Source organism: Streptomyces hundungensis, from assembly GCF_003627815.1.
Classification (GTDB): Bacteria; Actinomycetota; Actinomycetes; order Streptomycetales; family Streptomycetaceae; genus Streptomyces; species Streptomyces hundungensis_A.
Map to the genome: position 1 here is coordinate 6,381,938 of NZ_CP032698.1, position 24,712 is coordinate 6,406,649.

Genomic DNA, 24,712 nt, shown 5'->3' on the forward strand with positions numbered 1-24,712 from the left:
GAGGCGTATTTTGCAGCCGCGACTTCAGCGGCTCGCGAATTTCGCAGCCGGGGCCCGCACCCTCAGGTGCGGGTCCCGGCTTGTGCTGTCTTGTCAAGGAAGGCAAATTCCGCATGACGCGCATGACCAGCAAGCGCTCCGGTACCGGTTCTGGTACGGGTACCGGCTCCCGTTCCGGTTCCGGTTCCACCTCCGGCGCCCGCAGGGCCTCCGGCCGGCCCGCCGCCAAGTCCGCGAAGCCCGCCAAGGGCCGGACCATGGCGCCGCAGGGCGAATTCACCCTGCCCGAGACCCTCACCCCCGCGCTGCCGGCCGTCGACGCGTTCGCCGACCTGGACATGCCCGCGGCGCTGCTCAAGACGCTCGACGCGCACGGCGTGACCGAGCCGTTCCCCATCCAGGGCGCCACCCTGCCGAACTCGCTCGCCGGCCGGGACATCCTCGGCCGCGGACGCACCGGCTCCGGCAAGACCCTCGCCTTCGGCCTCGCCCTGCTCGCCCGCACCGCGGGCCGGCGCGCCGAGCCCAAGGCGCCGCTCGCGATGGTCCTCGTACCGACGCGCGAGCTCGCCCAGCAGGTCACCGACGCGCTCACCCCGTACGCGACGGCCGTCAACCTGCGCCTCACCACCGTCGTCGGCGGGCTCTCCCTCACCAAGCAGGCGAACGCGCTGCGCCGCGGCGCCGAGGTCATGGTGGCCACGCCGGGCCGGCTGAAGGACCTCATAGAGCGGGGTGACTGCTCGCTGGAGAACGTGAGCATCACCGTGCTCGACGAGGCCGACCAGATGGCCGACATGGGCTTCATGCCGCAGGTCGTGGCGCTGCTCAAGCAGGTCGAGCCGGACGGGCAGCGGATGCTGTTCTCGGCCACCCTGGACGCCAACATCGACCGCCTGGTCCGGATGTTCCTCACCGACCCGGTGGTGCACTCCGTCGACCCCTCGGCGGGCGCCGTCACCACGATGGAACACCACGTCCTGTACGTCATGGACGAGACCGACAAGAAGGCCGTCACCACGCGGATCGCGGCCCGCGACGGCCGCGTGATCATGTTCCTGGACACCAAGCGCTCCGTGGACCGGCTGGTCAAGCGGCTGCTCGCCAGCGGCGTCCGGGCGGGCGGCCTGCACGGCGGACGGTCCCAGCCGCAGCGCAACCGCACCCTGGACCAGTTCAAGAACGGCCAGCTCACGGCGCTGGTCGCGACGAACGTCGCGGCGCGCGGCATCCACATCGACGACCTGGACCTGGTCGTCAACGTCGATCCGCCGACCGACCACAAGGACTACCTCCACCGCGGCGGGCGCACCGCGCGGGCGGGGGAGTCGGGCAGCGTCGTCACGCTCGTCCTGCCCGACGAGAAGCGCGAGATGACCAAGCTCATGTCGTTCGCCGGGATCCGCCCGCGCACGGCCGAGATCAAGTCGAGCTCCGAGGAGCTCGTCCAGGTCACGGGCGCGCGGGAGCCGTCGGGCGTCCCCGTGGTCATCGAGGTCCCGGCCCAGCCGGAACCCAAGCGGGCCTCCTCCGGCGGACGCGGCCGGGGCCGCCGGGGCGGCGGCCAGGGCTCGACCCAGCCGTCCGCGCCCCGTTCGCAGGGTGCGCGCACCCAGGGTTCGAGCCAAGGCGCGGCCCCCCGCTCCCAGGGCGGACGGACGCAGGGCGCGGCCACCTCCCGCCAGGGCGCTCCGGCCTCCCGCCAGGGCTCGGCACCCACCCGTCAGGGCGCTGCGAGCTCCCGTCAAGGTGCTGCACCCTCCCGTCAGGGCTCGGCACCCTCCCGTCAAGGCGCTGCGAGCTCCCGTCAGGGCGCTCCGTCCTCCCGTTCCCAGGGTGGTCGCGGCCGTGGCCAGGGTGGCGCGGCGGGCGCGGGGCGCGGCCGGGGCTGACCCGGCCCCTACCGGCCCTCAGGTCACGAGCCGGGCCCGCAGCGCCGCGAGGTCGCGCAGGTCAAGCCCGAGCCCCTGGGTCAGATACCCGTACAAGTCGCCGTAGAGCGCGGTGAGTTGGTCCAGGGCCGCGTCCAGGTAGTCGAGGCGTACCTCCTGGAGGGGGATCAGCAGATCCGGGTCCCGCATCGTGCCGGACTGCTTCAGGGCCGCCCGCAGCGCCGCGTCGGCCGCCGCCCGGAAGCCGTTGGACGCCAGGTAGTCCTGCTGGGCCGTCGCGGCGGGCACGCCCAGCGCGCGCAGCAGGACGTAACTCTCCCAGCCGGTGCGGTCCTTGCCGGAGGTGCAGTGGAAGAGCAGCGGGCCGCGCGCCGAGGCCAGGTCCTTGAGGACCGCCCCGAACTCGGCGCGGGCCGCCGGGTCCGAGACGAACGCCTGGTACTCGGCGCGCATGAGCGCCTCCGCCCTGCCGTGACCCAGCATCGCGTCCTGCGTCGCCGGGTCCCTCGAGCCGATCGCGGCCAGCATTTGCGCGTACAGGCCGCTGTCGGTGACCGGGTGCGAGGCCGGGGCGAGCCCGGCCGGCAGCCGGTCGGGGCCGTCGTACTGGAGCTCCAGGGGCGTCCGGAAGTCGGCCACCTCCCGCAGGCCGAGCCGGGCCAGCGTCGAAAGGTCCCCGTCCGTCGTCCTGTTCAGCGCGTCGGCCCGGTAGGCGAGCCCGTAGCGGACCGGCTCGCCGTCATACGTTCCGTAGCCGCCCAGGTCGCGGACGTTCACCGCGCCCTGGAGCACGACCTGACGGATCGCGGGGGCGTCCTGGCGGTGTATGCCCTGGGTGGTGGGCGGCGCCGACGCCGATGCCGATGCCGTGGCGGGCAGGCCGAGCGCCAGGGTCGCGGCGAGGGCGGCGGTCACCGCCCCGGCACGCATCGCCCTGGCACGTGTCACCGTGCGGCCGCTTCTTCGGTTCATGGGGGTCAACTCCCGTGTGTCCAAAGGGGATTCACTGGGCAGGGGGCAGAGCGGCGAGCACGTGCGCGGCCTCGTCCATCACGCGGGCGACCAGCTCGGCGCAGCTCGGGAGATCCTCGATGAGCCCGGCTACCTGGCCCGAGGCCATCACTCCCCGGTCGGTGCGGCCCTCGACCATCGACGCCCTCAGCAGCATCGGGGTGTTCGCCGCCAGAAGCATCTGACTCCAGGTCAGGTCCTTTCCGTGCTTCATCTCCCTTCCGTCCCTGACCAGTTGACGCCACGTCAGGCCGGACACCTCTCGGAAGCCCGAGACGTGGCGCACCGCATACGCGAACGCCCTGGCGCGACCGGCTCGTTCCAGCAGGGCGACGAGCTCGGTGCGCAGCATGCGGTGCGGCAGGCCGTCCACGGCCGTGGTCACCGTGACGTCCTGCACCGTGGCGCGCAGATAGCGCGCCTTCACCGCGTCGGGGACCGTCGAGTCGGCGGTGAGCAGGAAGCGGGTGCCCATCGCCACGCCCGCGGCGCCATAGGCGAGCGCCGCCACCAGGCCCCGCCCGTCGTGGAAGCCGCCCGCCGCGATCACCGGGATGTCCACGGCGTCCACCACCTGCGGAAGCAGCACGGTGGTCGCGACCTCCCCGGTGTGGCCGCCGCCCTCGCCGCCCTGCACGATCACCGCGTCCGCGCCCCACGCCGCGACCTTCTCCGCGTGCCGTCTGGCCCCGATGGAAGGGATCACGACGACCCCCGCCTCCTTCAGCTCGGCGATGAGGTCGCGGGAGGGGGCCAGCGCGAACGACGCCACACGCACGCCCTCGTCGACGATGATCCGCACCCGCTCGCGCGCGTCGGCGGCGTCCGCCCGCAGATTGACCCCGAACGGCGCGTCCGTACGGGAGGCGACCTCCCGGACCGCCCGGCGCAGTTCGTCGGTCGTCATCGTCGCGGAGGCCAGGATGCCGAGCGCGCCCGCGTTCGCGGTGGCCGACACCAGTCGGGGGCCCGCGACCCAGCCCATGCCGGTCTGCACGATCGGGTGCCGTACGCCGACCAGTTTCGTCAGGGCCGTCTCGATGCGCGGCCCCTCACCCGCCGGAGCCGTCGCGTGTGCGGGCGTCAACGCGCCACCTCGCGCTCGCGCAGCCCGTCCGGGTCGAGGACCTCGCGGATGAGGCGCAGCTCCTCGGTGGTGGGCTCCCGGGTGTACGCCGCCTCCTCGCAGCCGGCCAGTTCGAACCCCGTCGCCCCGCGCACCTCCTCCAACGTGACCCCGGGGTGCAGCGAGACCAGCCGCATCGCGTGGTCCGGCGTCGCGAAGTCGAAGACGCCGAGGTCGCTCACCACCCGCGGGATGCGGTGGAAGCGGGTGGCGGAGGGGCCCGCGGCCGCCGCGCTGTCGTAACCGACCCCGCAGATCATGTCGACCTTCGGCACGAAGACCCGGGTGGAGTGCTTCGGCACCCAGTAACTCACCGGATTGTTCAGGGTGTTGACCGGCGCCCCGCGTACGCCGAGGAGCTGACGGGCGGGCCGGTCCCAGGCGCCGATGCAGGAGATGTTCTGGTTGCCGAACCGGTCGATCTGGCTCGCGCCCATCATGACGTGCCGCCGCCCGCCGGTGACCATCGTGAGGTGGTGGCGGTACGGCAGCCACCCCTCGGGCTCCCCGTCGGGGCCGACCAGCATCGCCTCGCCGTCGGTGAGCAGCAGATCGGGGGAGAAGGTCCGCCGGGCGAGACGGGCCCCCACCGACGGGATGAGCCCCATGGGGCTCGCGAGCACCTCCCCGTTGTCGCGCCACGCCTCGGCGCACGCGATCACGCAGTACTCGGCGCGGGTCACCCGCACGGCGTTCGTCGTCACGTTCGCTCCTCGTGCCAGCTCTGCACCGCGCACTGATAGGACTTCTCGTCGGGCCCGGACAGGAACCGCTCGGCGAACTCGGCCCAGGGCGTGCTCGCGTACAGCTTCTGGAACGGCTCGTCACGGCCGTAGTCGGGGGCGCAGGACGTGAAGTGGGCGCCGTGGGGGCTCTCCACGACGCCGGTGACCGCATACCGCTTGACCAGCAGGGACTGTGCGGGAGCGCCCTTGAAGCCGTCCACGATCCGCTCGCACGAGAGGTACGCGCTGTCGGCGGCCTCGCAGAACAGGTCGTCGAAGTACGGGTCCGGGCCCAGGTACTGGCCGTTGCCGAGCCGGTCGGCGCGGTTGAGGTGGACGAGCGCCGCGTCCATGCGCAGCGCGGGCATCGCCACGAACGTCTCGCCGTCCTCATAGGGCGAAGTGACCGTGCGCAGGCCCGGGTTGACCCGCATCACGTCCGAGCCGATGCCCGCCCGCACCGGCAGGAACGGCAGCCGGTTCGCGGCGGCGTGCAGGCCCCACATGAACATCGCCTCGTCGATCTCCATCAGCTCGAAGGCGCCGGCCTGGCGGGCCGCACGGAAGTGCGGCTCCAGGGGGATCGAGTCGAGCGTGGCGAAGGGCGCGATCAGTGTGCGGATGCGGCCCGCGGCGGCGAGCAGCCCGACGTCGGGTCCGCCGTAGGAGATCACCGTCAGATCGGTGACGGGGGAGCGCAGCAGGGCCCGCACCAGGGCCATCGGCTTGCGGCGCGAACCCCAGCCGCCGATGCCGACGGTCATGCCGCTGCGCAGCCGCCGTACGACGTCCTCGGGCGTCATGGTCTTGTCCGTCACGGCGAGGCCTCCTCGGTGGCCGGCGGTGGAGGCGCCCCGCCCGGCGCGAACGTGTCGCGGACGCGGTCGGCGACGCCGCTGAGGTTGGCCTCGAAGGTGAAGCCCTGCTCGAAGCGGTAGCTGCGGCGTACGTCGACGGGGTCGATGCCGTTGATGGCGGCCTTGGCGAGGCGGATGAGCATGCCGTCCTTGCGGGCGATCTCGCGCGCCAACTCCAGTGCCTGTGCGAGGAGTTCGGCCCGCTCCACCACCTTCCACACCGATCCGTGGGCGTGCAGCTCCCGCGCCGACACCGTGCGGGAGGTGTAGTAGAGCGCGCGCATCAGATGCTGCGGGACCAGACGGGCCAGGTGGGTGGCGGCGCCCAGCGCACCCCGGTCCAGCTCGGGCAGGCCGAAGACGGCGTCCTCGCTCGCCACGATCGCGTCCGCGTTGCCGACCAGGCCGATGCCGCCGCCCAGGCAGAACCCGCCCACCGCCGCGACGACCGGCACCTCGCACTCGTACACCGCGGCGAACGCCTCGGCGCAGCCGCGGTTCGCGCCGAGGATCGCGCTGTGGCCGCTGTCGCGCTGCACCTCCTTGATGTCGACGCCGGCGTTGAAACCGCGGCCCTCGGCGGCGAGCACCACACAGCGGTTCTCGGGGTCACGGCCCGCCGCGCGCACCGCGTCGGCGAGCTCGTACCAGCCCCGCACGGGAAGGGCGTTGACGGGCGGGAAGTCGACCGTGACGAGGCGAATGCCCTTCTCGGGGCTTGCGGTGGAGACACCCATGGGCGGATCAGCTACCTTTCCACCAAACATTTGTTAGGTCAGGAAGGTAGCAGCGGATGGAGCTGGCCGGGAAGGCAGTCGTCGTCACCGGTGGCACCCGGGGCGTCGGCGCGGGCATCGCCAGGGCGTTCCTCGACGCGGGCGCGGACGTCGTGGTGTGCGCCCGCAGACCGCCCGAAACGCCCGTCGCCTCGGGCGGCCGCACGGCCGAGTTCCGCCCGCTCGACCTGCGCGAACCCGACGCCGTACGGGACTTCTTCGCGGCGCTCGCCACGGACTACGGGCGTCTGGACACCCTGGTCAACAACGCGGGCGGAACCCCCTACCGGCTGCTGGAGGAGGGCGAGGCCGAGCGCCACGCACGCGTCGTCGAGCTGAATCTGGTGGCCCCCCTCACGGCCTCGCTCGCCGCCCGGCCCCATCTGCGGGCCGCCCGGGGATCGGTCGTGATGATCGGCAGCGTGAGCGGGGTGCGGCCCTCGCCGGGGTCGGCCGCCTACGGCGCGGCCAAGGCCGGCCTGGACAGCCTCGCCCGTTCCATGGCGGTGGAGTGGGCACCCGAGGTCCGCGTCAACACGCTGGTCCTCGGCATGGTCCGTACCGAATTGAGCGAGCTGCACTACGGCGACGCGCACGGCGTCGCCCGCGTCGGCGCGACCGTGCCGCTCGGCCGGCTCGCCGAACCCGAGGACGTCGGCGCGGCGGCCGTCTTCCTCGCCGGCGCGCGGGCGGCCTACATCAGCGGGGCCTCGCTGCTCGTCCACGGCGGCGGTGAACGCCCCGCCTTCCTGGACGCGGCCACCGTCAACCGCGGCGACCGAAGCTGACCGTCAACGAGCGTGAGGAGAACGGAAGATGAGCGGGTTGTGCGAGGGGCGCGTCGTGATCGTGACCGGCGCGGGGCGCGGTCTTGGCCGGGCCCACGCCCTGGCCTTCGCCGAACAGGGGGCCCGGGTCGTCGTCAACGACCTCGGCGTCGCACCGGACGGGGCCGGCCGGTCCCGCGGCCCGGCACAGTCGGTGGCCGACGAGATCCGCGCGGCGGGCGGCGAAGCCGTGGCGCACGACGGCGACATCGCCACGACCGAGGGCGCGGCCTCCCTGATCGCGACGGCCGTGGAGAGGTTCGGAGCGCTGCACACGCTGGTCAACAACGCCGGATTCCTGCGCGACCGGATGCTGGTCAACCTCGACGAGGACGACTGGGACGCGGTGATGCGGGTCCACCTCAAGGGCCACTTCCTGCCCCTCAAACACGCCGCCGCGTACTGGCGCGCCGAAGCCAAGGCGGGCCGCGAGGTCGCGGCCCGGGTGGTCAACACCAGCTCCGGAGCGGGCCTGTTGGGCTCGGTCGGGCAGGGCAACTACAGCGCCGCGAAGGCCGGGATCGTGGGGCTCACCCTGGTCGCGGCGGCCGAGCTTGGCCGCTACGGAGTGCGGGTCAACGCCATCGCGCCGTCGGCCCGCACCCGGATGACCGAGACCACCTTCGCGGACGCGATGGCCGCACCCGGCGAGGACGCCGCCTTCGACGCGATGGCCCCCGAGAACGTCTCGCCCCTGGTGGTGTGGCTGGGTTCGGCCGGGAGCGAGGGCGTCACCGGGCGGGTCTTCGAGACGGAGGCCGGCCGCATCACCGTCATGGAGGGCTGGCGGGCCGGCCCGACCATCGACAAGGGGGCCCGCTGGACCCCGCGCGAGGCCGGCACGGCGGCCCTGAAACTCCTCACCGAGGCGCAGACTCCGGGAGCGGTGTACGGATCACGCTAGGCGGGAGGGGCTGTTGGGCTTACACGATCGGGGGGTTGGGTGAACACATCGACGGGCTGAGTGAACAAGAAGAAAATTCAACGGAGTTGGCGTTGACGGCCGCCGCTCTACGCGCGTCATCATGGCCGCATGAGCATCCCCCCACGCCTCAAAGCCCTCGGTGGCGCCTTCGCCATCGCCGCCGCCCTCCTCACCGGCCCGGTCGCCGGCGCCGCCTCGGCCACCCCCACGGCCCCGGCCGCCTCCGCGGTGTCCGTCTCCTCGGTCGGCAGCGTCTGTTACTCCGCACTGCCCTCCCAGGCGCACGACACCCTGCGCCTCATCGACCAGGGCGGCCCGTTCCCGTACTCCCAGGACGGTGTCGTCTTCCAGAACCGCGAAGGGGTGCTGGCCCAGCAGAGCAGCGGCTACTACCACGAGTACACCGTGATCACCCCGGGCGCCCCGACGCGCGGAACCCGCCGGATCATCACCGGTGAGAAGTCCCAGGAGGACTACTACACCGCCGACCACTACGCCACCTTCCGCCTCGTCAACTTCGGCTGCTGACACGGTAATTGGCGCTCACCGCCACTGCGGGCCCGCACGTCCTCAGCGGACGGGCGGGCCCGCGTCGTGCGGACGAGGGGGCCCACGGGGTCAGGTGTCGCACTCCAGGACCGTGCGGCACAGCCCGCAGCGGGCCCTGACCCGGCCGCGCACGGGCACCCGGATCCGCTGCTGGCAGGTCGGGCAGGCGAAGCGCACCCGCGGCCCGTCCGGCGCGGACTCGAAGGAGTACGGGGAGCCCGGCCCGGCCCAGTCGCCGCCCCGCTCCCGGGCCTCGCGGCGGTCCTTGGCGTAACGCCGCCGGCCCGCCCAGCCGGCCGCGGTGAGCGGGGGCCGCTGCCCGTCCCGGCGCGCCAGGGCGGCGCCCGCCGTGTACGCGGGGTACGCCTGCGGGCTGGTGAACCAGGGCGAGGGGTCCTCGCCGAACAGCTCGGCCCGCTTGGCCAGGACGTACCCGAACTCCTCCGGCGTCAGATAGCCCAGCTTCTGACTGGACACCCCGTCCTCGCGGAACGCGTCGAGCAGCAGCCAGCCGGCGCCCAGATAGGTGGTCGCGGTGTCGGTGAGGATCTCGTTGTCGCGGGTCCCGGGGAACGTCAGGTCCAGGCGGTGCAGCAGGACATGGGTGATCTCGTGCGCGAGGGCGGCCCCGATGTCCCGGCGGTGGTCCCGGAAGCGGTCGTTCAGCTCGATGAAGTACTCGGGCCCGGCGGCCAGTTCGACATTGGCGGCGTGCCGCATCTCGCGGAAGCCCACGATCATCCGTGCCTCGGGCAGTCGCAGGTGCTGGACGAGGGCGCGGGCCACCCGCTGGGTCCCCAGGTGCAGGTCGTCCTGGTCGGCGAAGGCCACGTCGGCGGGGAGCACGCTGGTCGCGTACCCGTGCAGGCCGTCGTAGGTCAGGCGCCGGTGCAGCGCGGTGATGGCCGCGCGCACCGTGGCGAGGTGCGGATAGCCGTGCACGACCGGGCTCGACGCGCCCACGCTGCCACCCCCGTTCCGACCGCGGACCGGCTTCCACTGTAAGCGCGCCGGGCCGCTGCCGGCCCGCCCCCGACCGCGGCCGACCCGCCCGTGAACTGGCCGGAAAGTGTCCCTTGTGGGGGCCGTCGCGGGCTCCGCATAATCCGAACGCGCCTTGACGCGCCCATGACATCAATGCTCGGCGGGGTGCGGTCCCCCCAGGCGCACATGACAGCCAACCCCCCCACGAGAGGCAGTCAGTTGAAGAAGATCATGCGAGCCCTGCGCAGATGCCTGGCCGTCACGGCCGTCCTCGCCGCCGCGATCAGCCTGCCCGCCACCGACGCCCTCGCCTCGCCCGCCACACCCCGGCCCGTGGTCGGCGGCACCCGGGCCGCCCAGGGCGAGTTCCCGTTCATGGTCCGGCTCTCCATGGGCTGCGGCGGCGCCCTGTACACCCAGCAGATCGTGCTCACCGCCGCCCACTGCGTCGACGGCAGCGGCGCCAACACCTCGATCACCGCCACCGGCGGCGTCGTCGACCTCCAGAGCTCCAGCGCGATCAAGGTCAAGTCCACCCGGGTCCTCCAGGCCCCCGGCTACACCGGCAAGGGCAAGGACTGGGCGCTGATCAAACTGGCCAAGCCCATCAACCAGCCCACCCTCAAGATCGCCACCACCACCGCGTACAACAACGGCACCTTCACCATCGCCGGCTGGGGCGCCCGCAGCGAGGGCGGCGGCCAGCAGCGCTACCTCTACAAGGCGAACGTCCCCTTCGTCTCGGACGCGCAGTGCCAGCAGGCGTACGGCAGTGATCTCGTCCCCAGCGACGAGATCTGCGCCGGCTACGTCGCCCAGGGCGGCGTCGACACCTGCCAGGGCGACTCCGGCGGACCGATGTTCCGCAAGGACGACGCCGGCGCCTGGATCCAGGTCGGCATCGTCAGCTGGGGCCAGGGCTGCGCCGAGCCCGGCTACCCCGGCGTCTACTCCGAGGTCTCCACCTTCGCCTCCGCGATAGCCCAGGCCGCGTCGACGCTGTAGGGCACGGCCCTCGACCCGGCGCCCCGATCACCGCTGCCCGGCCGGGCGCCCGCATTTGCGGGGGCCCGGCCGAACCTGCTCATATAGGGACATGTCGATCAGAGTGGTCATCGCGGACGACCAGGAAATGGTCCGAACCGGATTCCGCATGATCCTGGAGAGCAGAAGCGACATCGAGGTCCTCGCCGACGTCGTCGACGGATACGCCGCCCTCGAAGCCGTCGAACGCCTCCAGCCCGATGTCCTCCTCCTCGACATCCGCATGCCCGGCCTCGACGGCCTGGACGTCACCCGCCGCCTGGCCGGCCGCGAACGGCCCCGCATCGTCATCTGCACCACCTTCGACCTCGACGCATACGTCCACGCCGCGCTGCACGGCGGCGCCTGCGGCTTCCTCCTCAAGGACGCCAGCCCCGAAATGCTCGTCGAGGCCGTACGCGCCGCGGCCGCCGGAGACTCCCTCGTCTCACCCGCGATCACCGTCCGGCTCCTGAAGGAACTCGCCGCCGCCCGCCCCACCGACGGCGCCCGCACCCCCTCCGAACCCCTCACCGACCGCGAACGCGACGTCGTGCGCTGTCTGGCGAGAGGCGCCACCAACGCCGAGATCGCCGGCGAACTGTACGTCTCGCTGTCCACCGTGAAGACCCACCTCGCCAACGTCCAGGCCAAACTCGGCGCCCGCAACCGGGTGGAGATCGCGGCGTGGGCATGGGAGAGCGGGCTCACGGCGGGCACGGCGTGAGACGCCGAACCGCCCGGCGGCGCCCGTGAGCCCCGTACGGGGATGGCTCCTTCGCCACCCCCGGGCCGCGGCCACGGGGCGGCCCCTGCTCGCCGCCGTCCTCGTCGCCCTGGTCACCTACGAAGGCGTGGCCCTCGCCCGCCAGCCCACCCGGCCGCACGCCATCGTGTGGAGCGCCGGGATCGCGGTGTGCGTGTGCGCGGTGCCCTGGGCGAAGGTGGCGCTGGTGCCGCGCGCCTGGACCGCGGCCGCCGTGAGCTGGACCGCCACCGTGGCCCTGTTCGTCAGCGGCCGCCCCGACGCCGTCTGGGGCATGGGCGAGGCCATCGCCCTCCTGGTGCTGCTGTCCTCCGTCCTGCTGTACGCCCCGGCCCGCACCACCGCCGTCCTCGGCCCGCTCCTCGCCCTCGGCTGCATGGCGGCGCCGGTACGTGATGCGCATCCCGGCCGCTTCACCCTGCTCTTCGCCGCCCTCGCGGTCGTCGTCAGCGCGTACTCCCTGCTGCTGCGCGCCCAGTCCAGCCAGCGGATGCGTGACCTGGAGGCGGTACGGGCCGCCGAACGCATCGAACTCGCCCGCGAACTCCACGACTTGGTCGCCCACCATGTCACCGGCATCGTCGTACAGGCCCAGGCCGCCCGCTTCACCGCCCGGTCGGGCGAGCACGCCGCGGCGTCGTTCGCCCGCATCGAGGAGGCGGGTGGCGAGGCGCTGGGCGCCATGCGGCGACTGGTACGGGTGCTGCGCGAGGGCGCCGCGGAGACCGAACCGGTGGCCGGCGTCGCCCAGATCCGCGAACTCGCCGCCCGCTTCTCCCGGGCCGGGCCCCCCGCCGTCCTGACCATCGAGCCGGGCCTGGAGGAGAGGCTGCCCGGGGACGCCGCGGCGCTCGCCCACCGGGTGGTGCGGGAGTCCCTGACCAACGTCCGCAAACACGCGGCGGACGCCAGCGCCGTACGCATCGGCATCCGCGCCACCACCGACGCCCTGGAGGTGCGGGTCGCCGACGACGGATCGAGCGGGGTCGCGCTCGCGGAACAGGCCCGCGGCGGGGGCTTCGGCCTCGCGGGCCTGACGGAGCGGGTCACCGCGATGGGGGGCGAGCTTGCGGCGGGGCCGGCGGCGGAGGGGGGGTGGCAGGTGGTGGTACGGGTGCCGCTGGATGCGGGGTGACTCGGGGGAGGGGCTGCAACTCGCCCCCCCCGAGACGGCCGGCCCGCCCGTTTCCCTCCACCCCGGCCCCCTCCCGACCCGCACCCGCGCCTCGCGCAGTTCCCCGCGCCCCTGAAACCCCGTTTTCATCTGCGGGCCGCGGGTGGCTGGCCGCGCAGTTCCCCGCGCCCCTAACCCCGCTCCACCGTGCGGACCGTGCGTGGCTGGTCGCGCAGTTCCCCGCGCCCCTGAAACCCTCTCGATCCTGCGGACCGTGCTCGCTTCTCGCGCAGTTCCTCGCGCCCCCAAGAAACCCGTTTTCGTCTGCGGGCCGTGGGTGGCTGGTCGCGCAGTTCCCCGCGCCCCTAACTACTCGGTGCTGGTCAGCACCTCAGCCTGTCATGGGGGTCCCCCCTGGCCCTTAAGGCCTTGGGGGAGATTGAGGACGAGCGCCCTTAAGGCGCGAACGGGGTCTGGGGCGGAGCCCCAGGGGCCGAACCCTTCAGCCCCCTGCACGGGTGGGTGGGTGGGAAAAAGGAGGGGCGGGGTCAGGCCGGGCCCGTTAGTTCGAGGACCCACACCTCGTTGCCCCCACCCCGCAACACCGCCCCCGGCACATACAACCCCCGCCGCGGCCCAACCCCCCAATACCGCCCCAGACAGAACCCGTTCACCCACACGAACCCCCGCCCCCACCCCGGCAGTTGAAGCCAGGCGTAGGCGTCGGCCCCGGGCACCCCCGCCGGCAGCTCCACGCACCCCCGGTGCAGCCCCACCGCCCCCGCCACCCCCGCCGGCCCGAACGGAACCCGCCCCACCGCCTCCGGGGAGGCGAAGGCATCCAGCCGCAGCCCCCGCGCCCGCACCCCGTGCAGATACTGCCGCTCGTGCAGCACCCCACCCGTGATCCCCTTCGACTCCCCGCCGCGCGGCCCGTAGTTGACCCGCCCGAGCGACTCCACCCACAGCTCGACCACCACACCCCCCGGCACGGGATCGGGCAACGCGGCATCCTCGGTGTCCAGCACCCCGGCGCGTACGCCGTCGACGTACACCGTCGCCACGTCCCGCAGCCCGAGCACCCCGAGCGGGTACGGCTGCCGGGGCGCGGGCACGTCGAGCCGATAGCGGACCAGGCCCCGGTCGACGTCCAGCTCCTCGAACGTCGGCGGCATCGGCGACTCCCGCTCCGCACCCCCCAGCACGTCCAGCACCTCACCCAGCCCCGCCCAGCCGTCCATGACGACCCCGCACGCCCCCGCAGGCCCGTCGCCGACGCCCCCGCCCCCGGAGGCCACGTACAGACCCGTCAACTCCACCGGCTCCGGCGGGAGTTCGGGCAGCGGGCGCCCCTCCTGGTACTTCGCCAGCACCTCCCGGAACCGCCAGAACTTCTCCGTCGGCCGCCCCGCCTCGTCGATCGGCGCGTCGTAGTCGTACGACGTGACCGTCGGCTCCAGCGCCCCCACATGCAGCTCACCGGCCCGGTTCGCGCCCGACCAGCCCGCGAAGTTGGTGCCGCCGTGCGCCATGTAGATGTTCACCGACGCCCCGCACGCCAGGATCTCCTCCAGCGTCGCCGCCGCGTCGCCCGCGTCCCGCGCCACATGGTCCGTACCCCAGTGGTCGAACCACCCGCACCAGAACTCCATGCACATCAGCGGCCCCGACGGCTGGTGGCGGCGCAGCACCTCGAAGGCCTCGCGCGCCCCGCTGCCGAAGTTCGCCGTGGCGAGGACACCCGGCAGTGAACCCCCGCTCAGCATGTGGTCCTCGGGCCCGTCCGAGGTGAACAGCGGCACCGTGATGCCGCACGATCGCACCAGCCCCGCCAGGTGCTCCAGATAGCTCCGGTCGGTGCCGTAACTGCCGTACTCGTTCTCCACCTGCACCATCACCACCGGACCACCCCGGTCGATCCCCCGCTCGGCGACCTGGGGGAGCAGCACCCGGAACCAGCGGTCCACGTGCTCCAGGTACTCCGCGTCACAGGTACGCGCCCGCCGCCCCAGCGGACCGGTCAGCCAGTGCGGCAGGCCCCCGTTCTCCCACTCGGCGCAGATGTAGGGCCCCGGCCGCACGATCGCCCACAGCCCGGCCGCCCGCGCCGCGTCCAGGAACCGCCCCAGCGCCCCGACGTCCTCGTACCCGCCCGGACGCGGCTCGTGCAGGTTCCACGGCACATACGTCTCGACGCAGTTCAGACCCATCGCCCGCAGCATCGCGAGCCGGTGCCCCCACTGCGACTCATGCACCCGGAAGTAGTGCAGCGCGCCCGACAGCAGACGCACCGGGCGCCCGTCGAGCAGAAAGTCCTCGTCCCCCACGGTGAACTCGCCCACCGGTCGCCCCGCCCCTCTGTCTCGGCCACTACGCCCGGCCCACTCTCGCCCCTGGCGCGCCGCCGGTCCATGGACAAAGATCGGCGCTGATTGGACACAAGGGGGACGGCCAAGAACGGAAACCGGCATGTATCACACCTGGATGCGGTATTTCACCCCCAGCCCCGCCCACCACCGGCTCGGCCTGGTCTGTCTCGGTGTGGGACTCCAGCACGGCACCCTGCCCACCGTGGGCCCCCGCACCCTCGACCACTACGTCGCCGTCGTCATCGGCGCCGGCTCCGGCTGGTTCCGCGGCGCCGACGGCCACGACGTCCCCGTCACCGCGCCCGCCCTGATCTGGCTCACCCCCGGCGTCCCCCACCACTACGGGCCCGACCCCGCCACCGGCTGGGACGAGTCGTTCGTCGACTTCGCCGGGCCCGCCGCCGCCACGTACACCGAACTCGGCTACATCGAACCCGACCGTCCCGTGGTGCCGCTCAGCGACACCGTCGGCGCCCGCGCCGCCGTCGGCCGCATCGCCAGGGCCGCCCGCCGCGGCAACCCGCTCCTGGAGGTCGAGACCGCCGCCGCCGTCCACGAACTGCTCGTCGCGCTGCGCCGCGCCCGCGCCGACGTCGCCCCCGACGGGGACCCCGTCCTCGACGCCCTGGCCCGCGACGCCTTCGAGCCCTTGTCGGTGGCCGAACACGCCGCCCGGCACGGCATGACCCCCGCCGAACTGCGCACCGCGGTGCGCCGGGGCGCCGGATGCAGCCCCAAGGACTACCTCCTCGGCATCCGCCTGGGCCGCGCCAAGGAACTCCTCGCCGCCACCGAACTGCCGGTCGCCGCCGTCGCCCGCCGCGTCGGCTACGACGACCCCGCCTACTTCTCCCGCCTGTTCACCCGCCGGGTCGGCATCGCGCCCATACGCTTCCGCGAGCAGCAGGCCCGTACCGTGCCCGGCGGCTGGAGCGACCGGATCCCGGATCCTGAACACCCCCCGATGATCGCCGGCCCCGCCACGTAAGCTCGACGACCATGAGCACGATCGACCCCTCCGTACAGGCAGAGCTGTCCCGGCTCCGCGACAGCATCGACAACATCGACGCCGCTGTCGTGCACATACTGGCGGAGCGCTTCAAATGCACCCAGCAGGTCGGCCACCTCAAGGCCGAACACCAGCTGCCCCCGGCCGACCCCTCGCGCGAAGCCGAACAGATCGCCCGGCTGCGCCGCCTCGCCGAGAGCGCCAAACTCGACCCGGCCTTCGCCGAGAAGCTCCTGAACTTCATCATCGCCGAGGTCATCAGGCACCACGAGACGATCGCCAAGTCCGCCTGACACCGAGCCCGCCCGCCGGCGCGCCGCCCCCCACCCCGCACCCCCCTCCGCCCTGTGCCCGCCCGCCCCGTTCGGGCAGCATGGCCCCATGTCCGTACTGACGCGCGACGAAGCGCAGACCCGAGCCCGACTCCTCGACGTACAGCGGTACGCCATCGACCTCGACCTCACCACCGGCGAGTCCACCTTCACCTCCCGTACCGCCATCCACTTCACCGCACGCACCGCCGGGGACACCTTCGTCGAGGTCAAACCCGCGGCCCTGCGCTCGGCCACCCTCGACGGCGCACCCCTGGACCCCGAGACGCTCACCGGCAACCGGCTCCCGCTGCGCCTGGCCGCCGGCCCCCACGAACTGCACATCGACGCCATCATGGACTACTCCCGCACCGGCGAAGGACTCCACCGCTTCACCGACCCCGCCGACGGCGAGACGTACACCTACACCCAGCTCTTCATGGAAGACGTCCAGCGCGTCTTCGCCGCCTTCGACCAGCCCGACCTCAAAGCGGCCTTCGACCTCACCGTCACCGCCCCGAACGGCTGGACGGTCCTCGCCAACGGCATCACCGCACAGCAGGACGACGGCCGCTGGAAAGCCGCCACCACCCCCCTCATCTCCACCTACCTCGTAGCGCTCGCCGCGGGCCCCTGGCACTCCATCACCACCGAACACGCCGGCCTCCCCTTCGGCCTGCACTGCCGGCGCTCACTCGCGCCCCACCTCGACGCCGACGCCGACGAACTCTTCGACATCACCCGGCAGTGCTACGACCGCTACCACGAGAAGTTCGACGAGCCCTACCCCTTCGACTCCTACGACCAGGCCTTCGTCCCCGAATTCAACGCCGGCGCCATGGAGAACCCCGGACTCGTCACCTTCCGCGACGAGTTTGTCTACCGCTCCGCCGTCACCGACACCGAACGCCAGACCCGCGCCATGGTCATCGCCCACGAAATGGCCCACATGTGGTTCGGCGACCTCGTCACCCTCCAGTGGTGGGACGACATCTGGCTGAACGAGTCCTTCGCCGAATACATGGGCTACCAGACCCTCAACGAAGTCGCCCTCGAAGGGCCCGGAGGGCGACCCCCCGGCTGGAGGGGCACCAACACCTGGGTCCAGTTCGGCATCGCCCGCAAGTCCTGGGGCTACGACGCCGACCAGCGCCCCTCCACCCACCCCGTAGCGCCCGCCCCCGACGACGTCCCCGACACCGCGTCCGCCCTGCTCAACTTCGACGGCATCTCCTACGCCAAGGGCGCCTCGGCGCTGCGCCAACTCGTCGCCTGGCTCGGCGAGAAGGACTTCCTCGCCGGCATCAACACCCACTTCACCCGGCACAAGTTCGCCAACGCCACCCTCGCCGACCTCATCGACTCCCTCGACGCCGCCACCGACCGCGACGTCCACACCTGGGCCCGGCAATGGCTCACCACCACCGGAGCCGACACCCTCACCCCCACCGTCCGCGAAGCCGACGGAGCCTGGCACCTCACCGTCACCCAGCACGGCGACCGCCCCCACCACCTCACCGTCGGCGCCTACGACCACGACCCCCACGACACCACCGCCCTGGTGCGGCGCGAACACTTCGCCCTCGACGTACCCCAGGGCGACACCGCGACCGCACGCCCCGGCCGGCGCCCCGCCCTGATCGTCCTCAACGACCAGGACCTCACCTACGCCAAGGTCCGCCTCGACGACACCTCCGCCGAAACCACCCTGCGCCGCCTGTCCGGCGTCCCCGACGCCCTCACCCGCGCCGTCCTGTGGAACACCCTGCGCGACCTGGTCCGCGACGGCGAACTCGCCCCCACCACCTACCTGGAGACCGCCCGCACCCACCTCGGCCACGAAGCCGACCTCGCCATCGTCCAAGGCGTCCTCGCCTTCGCCGCCACCCACATCGCCGACCGCTACCTCACCGGCGACCAGCGCCCCGCCGCCCTCACCCTGCTCACCGACCTCACCCGCGACCTCATCCGCCGCACCGAGGACGGCACCAACCCCGGCCTGCGCCTCACCGCCGTACGCCACTTCATCGACGCCGCCGCCCAACCCGACACCCTGCGCGGCTGGCTGGAGGAAGGCCACGTCCCCGGCGGCCCCGCACTCGACCCCGAACTGCGCTGGCGCGTCCTGACCCGCCTCGCCGTCCTCGGCGCCACCACCGAGGCCGAGATCGCCGACCACCTCGCCGCCGACCCCAGCGCCACCGGCGAAGAAGGCGCCGCCCGCTGCCGCGCCGCCCTGCCCACCCCCACCGCCAAGGAAGCCGCCTGGAGCGCCATGTTCCAGAGCGACACCCTGTCCAACTACCTGTTCACGGCCACCGCCCAAGGCTTCTGGCAGCCCGAACAGAGCGACCTCCTCCAGCCGTACGTCGCCCGCTACTACCAGGACGCCGGCCCCCTCGCCGACCGCCGCGGCCCCGCCATCGCCGAAGCCGTCGGCCGCTACGCCTTCCCGACCCCCGTCGACGCCGACGCACTCCGCCTCGGCGAGACGTTCCTCGCCCGGACCGACCTGCTGCCCGCGCTGCGCCGCAAACTCATCGACCAGGTCGACGACCTGCGCAGGGCCCTGAACGTACGCGGCTGAACCCCGGCGGCGCCCCGCCGCGCACCCCCACCCCGGCCGAACGCAGCTGAACTCGGCGCGCCGCACAGCGAGTTGGGCGCCCGGCTCGCACCGGCTGAACTCGGCGCGCCGCACGGCGAGTTGGGCTCCCGGCCCGCACGGCCATAGCAGCAACCACCCACCCCAACTCGTCCCCACCGCACGGCAGTACCACTTTCGGGTTGCGATCGTTGTGCACAGCGGCTTCACCGACCCCCACGGGACCACGCTGGTGAAGTCGCTGCCCGCACCCCCGAAGGAACCCCATGCACAGCCCGCCCCTCGCCGGAGGCACCGCAGGACCCGCCGCCCTGCGCCCCCTGCTCGACGTCGTCCTCGACGCCCTCCACGACGGGGCGAAAACCCGCGGCGGCCCGCTGCCCCGAGGCGGCCCCCAAGCGGTCGCCCAGCGCGTACGCGCCGCCGCCCCCAGCATCCTCCCGGCCCACGGCACCGGCGCCGAAGAAGCCCTCACCACCCTCGTACGCACCCTCGCCGAAGGCGCCGCCGACCCCGCCGAACCCCACTGCGCCGCCCACCTCCACACCCCGCCCCTCGCCGTCGCCACCGCCGCCGACCTCGCCGCCGCCGCCCTCAACCCCTCCCTGGACTCCTGGGACCAGGCCCCCGCCGCCTCCACCCTCGAAACCCTCGTCACCCAGACCATCGCCCACGAGATCTGGCCCCACGGCGACGCCCTCGTCACCACCGGCGGCACCGAATCCAACCAGCTCGCCCTGCTCCTCGCCCGCGAACACCACGGCCCTGTCCAGATCGTGTGCGGCGCCCACACCCACCACTCCATCCACCGCGCCGCCTGGCTCCTCGGCCTGCCCCGACCCGTCACCGTCCCCGCCCCCACCGGCACCACCGACCTCACCGCCCTCGACGACACCCTCACCCGCCTCCACCCCCACCCCCTCCTCGTCGTCGCCACCGCCGGCACCACCGACACCGGCGCCATCGACCCCCTGCCCGCCATCGCCGACCTGTGCGCCACCCACCACGCCGCACTCCACGTCGACGCCGCCTACGGCGGACCCCTCCTGTTCAGCGACCGCCACCGCCCCCGCCTCACCGGCCTCGAACGCGCCCACACCGTCACCCTCGACCTGCACAAACTCGGCTGGCAACCAGTAGCCGCAGGCCTCCTCGCCGTCGCCGACCCCCACCACCTCACCCCCCTCACCCACACCGCCGACTACCTCAACGCCGACGACGACACCGAAGCGGGCCTCCCCGACCTCCTCGGCCGCTCCCTGCGCACCACCCGCCGCCCCGACGCCCTCAAAATCGCCGTCACCCTGCGCGCACTCGGCCGCGACGGGCTCGCCCACCTCATCGACCGCGTCTGCGCAAGCGCCCACCACCTCGCCCAACTCATCGACGAAGAACCCCAGTTGGAGCTCTACCGCCACCCCGACATCTCCACCGTCCTGTTCCGCCCCCGCGACGCCGACGACGACACCGTCGCCCACATCCGCCGCACCCTGCTCACCCACGGCACCGCCGTCCTCGGCCGCGCCCGCGCCGACGGCCGCCTCTGGCTCAAAGCCACCCTCCTCAACCCCCACCTCACCCCCCACGACCTCCACACCCTCCTCGCCACCACCCTCAACGCCCGCACCCCACCACCCCCCACGAAAGGCACCCCCCGATGACCCCCACCACCGCCGAAGACCAACCCCACGACCTCGTCGGCATCGGCATCGGCCCCTTCAACCTCTCCCTCGCCGCCCTCGCCCACGGCGTACCCGGCGGACTCGACACCGCCTTCTACGAACAACGCCCCGCCTTCCACTGGCACCCCGGCCTCCTCATCGAAGGCGCCACCCTCCAAGTCCCCTACCTCGCCGACCTCGTCACCCTCGCCGACCCCACCAGCCCCTGGACCTTCCTCAACTACCTCAAGCACCGCGAACGGCTCTTCCCGTTCTACTTCGCCGAAAAATTCCACATCCAGCGCACCGAATACGACGCCTACTGCCGCTGGGTCAGCGAAAACCTCACCGACCTCCACTTCTCCCACCAGGTCGACGCCGTCCGCTGGAACCCCGAACGCGCCCTGTTCGAGATCGACTTCACCCAACTCGACCTCCACGGCGAAGCCGAAGCACTCGGCCGCTCCTACACCCGCCACCTCACCATCGGCGTCGGCACCGAGCCCCACATCCCCGAACCCCTCCACCCCCTCGCCGACGCCCCCGCCGTCCCCGTCATCCACTCCGCCGACTACCTCGACCACCGCCCCCGCCTGCTGAGCGCCGGCCACATCACCGTCATCGGCTCGGGCCAGTCAGGCGCCGAAGTCTTCCTCGACCTCCTGCGCAACCGCCCCGCAGGCGCCGAGAAGATCACCTGGCTCACCCGCACCGAAGCGTTCGCGCCCATGGAGTACTCCAAACTCGGCCTCGAACACTTCACCCCCGACTACACCCGCTACTTCCACGCCCTCACCGAGCCCGTACGCGACCAACTCCTGCCCCGCCAATGGCAACTCCACAAGGGCATCGACGCCGACACCATCGCCGCCATCCACGACGAGCTCTACCGCCGCACCCAGCACGGCGGCTGGCCCGACGTCACCATGACCCCCGGCGTCCGCGTCCGCACCGCCGGCCGCGTCGCCACCACCAAAGTCGAACTCCACCTCGAACACATCCAACAAGGCGTACGCGAACGCCTCACCACCGACGCCGTCGTCCTCGCCACCGGCTACCGCGAACGCCCCCTCGGCCGCATGCTCGCCGGCCTCGACCCCTACATGCGCTACGACAGCGCCCAACGCCCCCGCATCGACCGCGACTTCAGGCTCGTCCTCGACGCCTCCGTCACCGGCCACGTCTACGTACAGAACGCCGAACAACACACCCACGGCGTCGGCGCCCCCGACCTCGGCCTCGCCGCCTGGCGCAGCGCCACCATCCTCAACTCCCTCACCGGCAAAGAGCCCTACCCCCAGCCCACTCGCACCGCCTTCACCACCTTCGGCCTGGACAGAAAAAACCAGGCCCACCCGGTCCGACAACCGGAGGGCCTGGTACCACTCGTCGAACAACCATGAAGCCGAGCAGACGCCCGATCAGAACACCGGCACACCGTTCTGCGTCAGCTTCCACTCCACCGAAGCGAACTCCTTCTGGTCGATGACACCCTTCGCCTTCACCCACGCGATCATCGTGTTACGGATCTCGTCGGAGTTCGCCCACAGCTGCTTGGCGGCCGCCACCCCCGGGAAATTACCGCCACCATTGGCCCGGTAGTTGTTCACCGCCAGCACGAACCGCGCCGAGTCGTCCAACGGCTTCCCGTCGAACATCACCTTCGACACCCGCGATCCCGCCGGCTTCGCGATGTCGATCTCATACGACACACCGCTCACCACGTCGTAGTTGTAGTCCGGCGTACCGTTCGCGTTGGTGATCTTCGCCGGGTCCACCGCACCCGTCGTCTGCACGTAGTAGTTGGCCGAGAACTCCAGATACGCGCGCACCTGAGCACCCGTCAAAAGTCGTGCCTCCAGCGTGTTCTCGTACACATACAGACCCGCCACATCGCGGATCGTCACCTTGCCCGCCGGGATCACCGCCGACCGCGAGAAACACGCCGCCTGCGACAACACCGGCAACGCGGCATACTCCGACGACGCCAACGCCGCCTTCACCGTCTCCGACTGAATGCGGTTGATCAGATCGATGATCGGCACATCCTTGTACGGAGCCTCCGTCGACCGCATCTCCGCCGCGTTCGTCCCCACCACCTGGTTCACATACGCCACGACCTTGTCGTGCTCCGCCTTCACCAGACGCTTCACCACCGGATCCTCGGCCACCGCATTGGCATTGCGCACCTCAGCCGTCACCGACACCACCTGCCAGCGACCCCGCGAGAACTCCAGCTCGAAGTCGAAGACACTCAGCCGCATCCCCCACATATACGGCTCCGACAGCACCACGGACTTGCCGGTCTCCTTGTTCACCACCGTCCGCGACGCCACCTCCTTGTGCGTGTGACCCACCAAAATCGCGTCGATCCCCGGCACCTGCTCCGCCACCAACGACGACGCGTTCTCCGGATACGGCAGCGCGTCCCCGTACGACGTACCCCCGTCAAGACCCGAGTGATCCGTACAGATCACCACGTCACAACCGAGCGCCCGCAACTTCGGCACATAGATCTTCGCCTGCTCCACCAGACCCGGGAACGTCATCTTCCCCTGCACATTGGCCTTGTCCCAGATCGCGATCCCCGGATTGGTCAGACCCAGGATCCCCACCTTCACATCCGGCCCGTGCGGCACCCTCAACCGCCGCACCGCATACGGCGGAAACGCCGGCTTCAACGTCTTCGCGTCCAGCGCGTTCGCCCCCAGCAGCGGGAAGTCCAACTGCTCCTGGAACGCCCGCAGCGTCGGTATCCCGTAGTTGAACTCGTGGTTGCCCAGCGCCGCCGCGTCATACCGCATGTGGTTCATCGCCAGCGCCATCGGATGCTCCGGGCCCCGCCTGCCGCCCGAACCCGTGATCGGCTCCACCCGCGCGTAGTAGTACGACAACTGGGTGCCCTGGATGATGTCACCCGCGTCGATCAACAACGTGTTGTGACGGCCCTTCTCCTTGCGGACCGCATCCACCAACGTCGAGATCTTCGCCAGACCCACGTCGTTGTGGGCCGCGTCGTCGTACTCCTTGTCCGTGAAGTAGTCCCAGTTGAAGACATGACCATGCAGATCGGTCGTGCCCATCACCGAGAACGCGTACCGCTTCGGCCCACGCCCCTGCCCATGATCGTGCCCATGGCCCGGATCCCGGCCCTCGGCGGCGGCCGGCGACGCCACACCCCCGGCCACGGCCACACCGGCGCCGGCGGCGGCCGTAGTGCCAAGGAACGTCCTGCGGTTCAGCGGCATGCTCTCTCCCTGAAGTCGTGTGACGCGCGTAGAAGTTGAGCGGGACGGCGACGCGCGTAGACCCCCGGATTCTGACCCAGAACAAGCCACCCGCAACACCCCCCGCAGGTTTCTATTCGATGACCAGCCCCTGACAGAACCACCCACCCTCACACCCCACCCACCAATGCCACAGTGGAACCATGACCGACACCCAGCCCTACGGAACCCCCGACCAACCACGCCTCGCCGTCCACGGCGAAGCCCACCTCGACGTCGACCCCGAAATCGCCGGCCTCACCATCACCATCGCCACCCGAGGCCCCGACCACCGCACCACCCTCGACGACCTCACCCGCCGCAACACCCACACCCTCGACCTCATCAAAAGCTACGGCGACACCATCGAAAAACTCGAAACCAGCGCCTTCACCCTCACCCCCGAACTCACCCGCCACGGCCGCGGCGAACGCATCCGCACCTACCACGGCACCGTCCACATCACCACCGAACTCACCGACTTCACCACCCTCGGCGAACTCACCACCCGCCTCGCCGACCTCGAACTCACCCGCGTCGACGGCCCCTGGTGGTCCCTGCGCCACGACTCACCCGCCCACAGCGAAGTACGCCGCCGCGCCGTCCACCAAGCCGTCACCCGCGCCCGCGAATACGCCGACGCCCTCGGCGCCACCCTCACCGCCCTCGTCGAACTCTCCGACCCCGGCGCCGACCACCAACCCACCCCCGGCTACGGCCACCCCGGCGGCGGCATGGCCTTCCGCTCCATGGCCCCCGGCACCCCCGAACCCGCCCCCACCCTCGACCTCGAACCCCAACGCCAAACCGTCCACGCCCGCGTCAACGCCCGCTTCATCATGACCCCACCACGCCTCTGACACCCCCCACCACCCACCCGCGCCGGGCGCCCCACACCGCTCATCGGAGCGCCCCC

General features: G+C 72.0%; 21 protein-coding genes. 13 read left to right on the plus strand and 8 right to left on the minus strand.

Going from position 1 to position 24,712, the window contains the following annotated elements:
* The first annotated feature begins 113 nt into the window (after positions 1-113).
* Complete coding sequence (locus DWB77_RS28290) at positions 114-1,892, plus strand: DEAD/DEAH box helicase (RefSeq protein WP_428985159.1); 1,779 nt, start codon at positions 114-116, stop codon at positions 1,890-1,892.
* Positions 1,893-1,910: 18 nt separating this feature from the next.
* Here the strand turns inward: DWB77_RS28290 and DWB77_RS28295 are convergent, their stop codons facing one another.
* Genes DWB77_RS28295 through DWB77_RS28315 form a run of 5 tightly spaced genes read right to left on the minus strand, consistent with a single transcriptional unit; the run spans position 1,911 to position 6,348 of the window.
* Positions 1,911-2,864 (minus strand): tyrosine-protein phosphatase, encoded by a 954-nt coding sequence (locus tag DWB77_RS28295; protein ID WP_246033669.1) that lies wholly within the window; start codon positions 2,862-2,864, stop codon positions 1,911-1,913.
* Positions 2,865-2,895: 31 nt separating this feature from the next.
* Entirely contained in the window at positions 2,896-3,945 is a 1,050-nt protein-coding gene (locus tag DWB77_RS28300; protein ID WP_120728355.1) for an NAD(P)H-dependent flavin oxidoreductase, read from the minus strand.
* A gap of 41 nt (positions 3,946-3,986) precedes the next feature.
* Entirely contained in the window at positions 3,987-4,733 is a 747-nt protein-coding gene (locus DWB77_RS28305; RefSeq protein WP_120724345.1) for a CoA-transferase subunit beta, read from the minus strand.
* The gene (locus DWB77_RS28310; RefSeq protein WP_120724347.1) at positions 4,730-5,572 is read right to left on the minus strand and encodes a CoA transferase subunit A; all 843 of its coding nucleotides are present in this window, start codon (positions 5,570-5,572) and stop codon (positions 4,730-4,732) included. Before DWB77_RS28310 ends, DWB77_RS28305 begins: the two co-directional genes overlap by 4 nt.
* Positions 5,569-6,348, minus strand: coding sequence for an enoyl-CoA hydratase family protein (locus tag DWB77_RS28315; RefSeq protein WP_120724349.1), 780 nt, complete (start codon positions 6,346-6,348; stop codon positions 5,569-5,571). The genes DWB77_RS28310 and DWB77_RS28315 overlap by 4 nt, the downstream gene beginning before the upstream one ends.
* 56 nt (positions 6,349-6,404) lie before the next feature.
* On the opposite strand from DWB77_RS28315, the gene DWB77_RS28320 reads away from it, so the two are divergent.
* The 3 genes from DWB77_RS28320 (at position 6,405) to DWB77_RS28330 (ending at position 8,667) form a co-directional block, all read left to right on the plus strand.
* On the plus strand, positions 6,405-7,175 hold the full coding sequence (locus DWB77_RS28320; protein WP_120724351.1) for an SDR family oxidoreductase: 771 nt from the start codon (positions 6,405-6,407) through the stop codon (positions 7,173-7,175).
* 28 nt (positions 7,176-7,203) lie between these two features.
* On the plus strand, positions 7,204-8,118 hold the full coding sequence (locus tag DWB77_RS28325; RefSeq protein ID WP_120724353.1) for an SDR family oxidoreductase: 915 nt from the start codon (positions 7,204-7,206) through the stop codon (positions 8,116-8,118).
* A 129-nt stretch (positions 8,119-8,247) separates the two neighbouring features.
* A complete protein-coding gene (locus DWB77_RS28330; protein WP_120724355.1) occupies positions 8,248-8,667 on the plus strand; it encodes a ribonuclease domain-containing protein in 420 nt (139 codons plus the stop codon).
* Between the two features lie 90 nt (positions 8,668-8,757).
* On the opposite strand, the gene DWB77_RS28335 is transcribed toward DWB77_RS28330, so the two are convergent.
* Positions 8,758-9,651 carry a hypothetical protein gene (locus DWB77_RS28335; protein ID WP_120724357.1) on the minus strand — a complete coding sequence of 298 codons (894 nt, stop codon included), beginning with the start codon at positions 9,649-9,651 and terminating at the stop codon, positions 8,758-8,760.
* Between the two features lie 240 nt (positions 9,652-9,891).
* On the opposite strand from DWB77_RS28335, the gene DWB77_RS28340 reads away from it, so the two are divergent.
* The 3 genes from DWB77_RS28340 (at position 9,892) to DWB77_RS28350 (ending at position 12,596) form a co-directional block, all read left to right on the plus strand.
* Entirely contained in the window at positions 9,892-10,677 is a 786-nt protein-coding gene (locus tag DWB77_RS28340; RefSeq protein ID WP_120724358.1) for a S1 family peptidase, read from the plus strand.
* Between the two features lie 91 nt (positions 10,678-10,768).
* Positions 10,769-11,422, plus strand: a complete 654-nt coding sequence (locus DWB77_RS28345) for a response regulator (protein WP_120724360.1) — start codon at positions 10,769-10,771, stop codon at positions 11,420-11,422.
* Positions 11,423-11,447: 25 nt separating this feature from the next.
* Positions 11,448-12,596: a sensor histidine kinase gene (locus tag DWB77_RS28350; protein WP_120724362.1), complete on the plus strand. Its 1,149-nt coding sequence runs from the start codon at positions 11,448-11,450 to the stop codon at positions 12,594-12,596.
* Positions 12,597-13,123: 527 nt separating this feature from the next.
* Here DWB77_RS28350 and DWB77_RS28355 read toward each other — a convergent pair.
* Positions 13,124-14,917: a glycoside hydrolase family 35 protein gene (locus DWB77_RS28355; protein WP_120724364.1), complete on the minus strand. Its 1,794-nt coding sequence runs from the start codon at positions 14,915-14,917 to the stop codon at positions 13,124-13,126.
* A 127-nt stretch (positions 14,918-15,044) separates the two neighbouring features.
* Here DWB77_RS28355 and DWB77_RS28360 point away from each other — a divergent pair, with 127 nt between their 5' ends.
* From DWB77_RS28360 to DWB77_RS28380, 5 genes are all read left to right on the plus strand, one after another.
* Positions 15,045-15,932 (plus strand): helix-turn-helix domain-containing protein, encoded by an 888-nt coding sequence (locus DWB77_RS28360; protein WP_120724366.1) that lies wholly within the window; start codon positions 15,045-15,047, stop codon positions 15,930-15,932.
* A gap of 11 nt (positions 15,933-15,943) precedes the next feature.
* Positions 15,944-16,246: a chorismate mutase gene (locus tag DWB77_RS28365; protein ID WP_120724368.1), complete on the plus strand. Its 303-nt coding sequence runs from the start codon at positions 15,944-15,946 to the stop codon at positions 16,244-16,246.
* 88 nt (positions 16,247-16,334) lie between these two features.
* Positions 16,335-18,851, plus strand: coding sequence for an aminopeptidase N (gene pepN, locus DWB77_RS28370; RefSeq protein WP_120724370.1), 2,517 nt, complete (start codon positions 16,335-16,337; stop codon positions 18,849-18,851).
* Positions 18,852-19,135: 284 nt separating this feature from the next.
* Positions 19,136-20,530, plus strand: a complete 1,395-nt coding sequence (locus DWB77_RS28375; protein WP_120724372.1) for a pyridoxal phosphate-dependent decarboxylase family protein — start codon at positions 19,136-19,138, stop codon at positions 20,528-20,530.
* Entirely contained in the window at positions 20,527-21,933 is a 1,407-nt protein-coding gene (locus DWB77_RS28380; RefSeq protein ID WP_120724374.1) for a lysine N(6)-hydroxylase/L-ornithine N(5)-oxygenase family protein, read from the plus strand. The genes DWB77_RS28375 and DWB77_RS28380 overlap by 4 nt, the downstream gene beginning before the upstream one ends.
* Before the next feature lie 18 nt (positions 21,934-21,951).
* On the opposite strand, the gene DWB77_RS28385 is transcribed toward DWB77_RS28380, so the two are convergent.
* A complete protein-coding gene (locus DWB77_RS28385; protein ID WP_120724376.1) occupies positions 21,952-23,778 on the minus strand; it encodes a bifunctional metallophosphatase/5'-nucleotidase in 1,827 nt (608 codons plus the stop codon).
* A 182-nt stretch (positions 23,779-23,960) separates the two neighbouring features.
* Between DWB77_RS28385 and DWB77_RS28390 the strand changes: the two genes are divergently transcribed.
* Positions 23,961-24,656 carry an SIMPL domain-containing protein gene (locus DWB77_RS28390; protein ID WP_120724378.1) on the plus strand — a complete coding sequence of 232 codons (696 nt, stop codon included), beginning with the start codon at positions 23,961-23,963 and terminating at the stop codon, positions 24,654-24,656.
* Positions 24,657-24,712: the final 56 nt, after the last annotated feature.

Bases quoted from the DNA above. Each gene is read 5' to 3' on its own strand.
- DWB77_RS28375 (WP_120724372.1), top strand. From the start codon at position 19,136: ATGCACAGCCCGCCCCTCGCCGGAGGCACCGCAGGACCCGCCGCCCTG.
- DWB77_RS28385 (WP_120724376.1), bottom strand. From the start codon at position 23,778: ATGCCGCTGAACCGCAGGACGTTCCTTGGCACTACGGCCGCCGCCGGC.
- DWB77_RS28295 (WP_246033669.1), bottom strand. From the start codon at position 2,864: ATGAACCGAAGAAGCGGCCGCACGGTGACACGTGCCAGGGCGATGCGT.
- DWB77_RS28320 (WP_120724351.1), top strand. From the start codon at position 6,405: ATGGAGCTGGCCGGGAAGGCAGTCGTCGTCACCGGTGGCACCCGGGGC.
- pepN (WP_120724370.1), top strand. From the start codon at position 16,335: ATGTCCGTACTGACGCGCGACGAAGCGCAGACCCGAGCCCGACTCCTC.
- DWB77_RS28390 (WP_120724378.1), top strand. From the start codon at position 23,961: ATGACCGACACCCAGCCCTACGGAACCCCCGACCAACCACGCCTCGCC.
- DWB77_RS28315 (WP_120724349.1), bottom strand. From the start codon at position 6,348: ATGGGTGTCTCCACCGCAAGCCCCGAGAAGGGCATTCGCCTCGTCACG.
- DWB77_RS28365 (WP_120724368.1), top strand. From the start codon at position 15,944: ATGAGCACGATCGACCCCTCCGTACAGGCAGAGCTGTCCCGGCTCCGC.
- DWB77_RS28330 (WP_120724355.1), top strand. From the start codon at position 8,248: ATGAGCATCCCCCCACGCCTCAAAGCCCTCGGTGGCGCCTTCGCCATC.
- DWB77_RS28325 (WP_120724353.1), top strand. From the start codon at position 7,204: ATGAGCGGGTTGTGCGAGGGGCGCGTCGTGATCGTGACCGGCGCGGGG.
- DWB77_RS28380 (WP_120724374.1), top strand. From the start codon at position 20,527: ATGACCCCCACCACCGCCGAAGACCAACCCCACGACCTCGTCGGCATC.
- DWB77_RS28290 (WP_428985159.1), top strand. From the start codon at position 114: ATGACGCGCATGACCAGCAAGCGCTCCGGTACCGGTTCTGGTACGGGT.
- DWB77_RS28345 (WP_120724360.1), top strand. From the start codon at position 10,769: ATGTCGATCAGAGTGGTCATCGCGGACGACCAGGAAATGGTCCGAACC.
- DWB77_RS28360 (WP_120724366.1), top strand. From the start codon at position 15,045: ATGTATCACACCTGGATGCGGTATTTCACCCCCAGCCCCGCCCACCAC.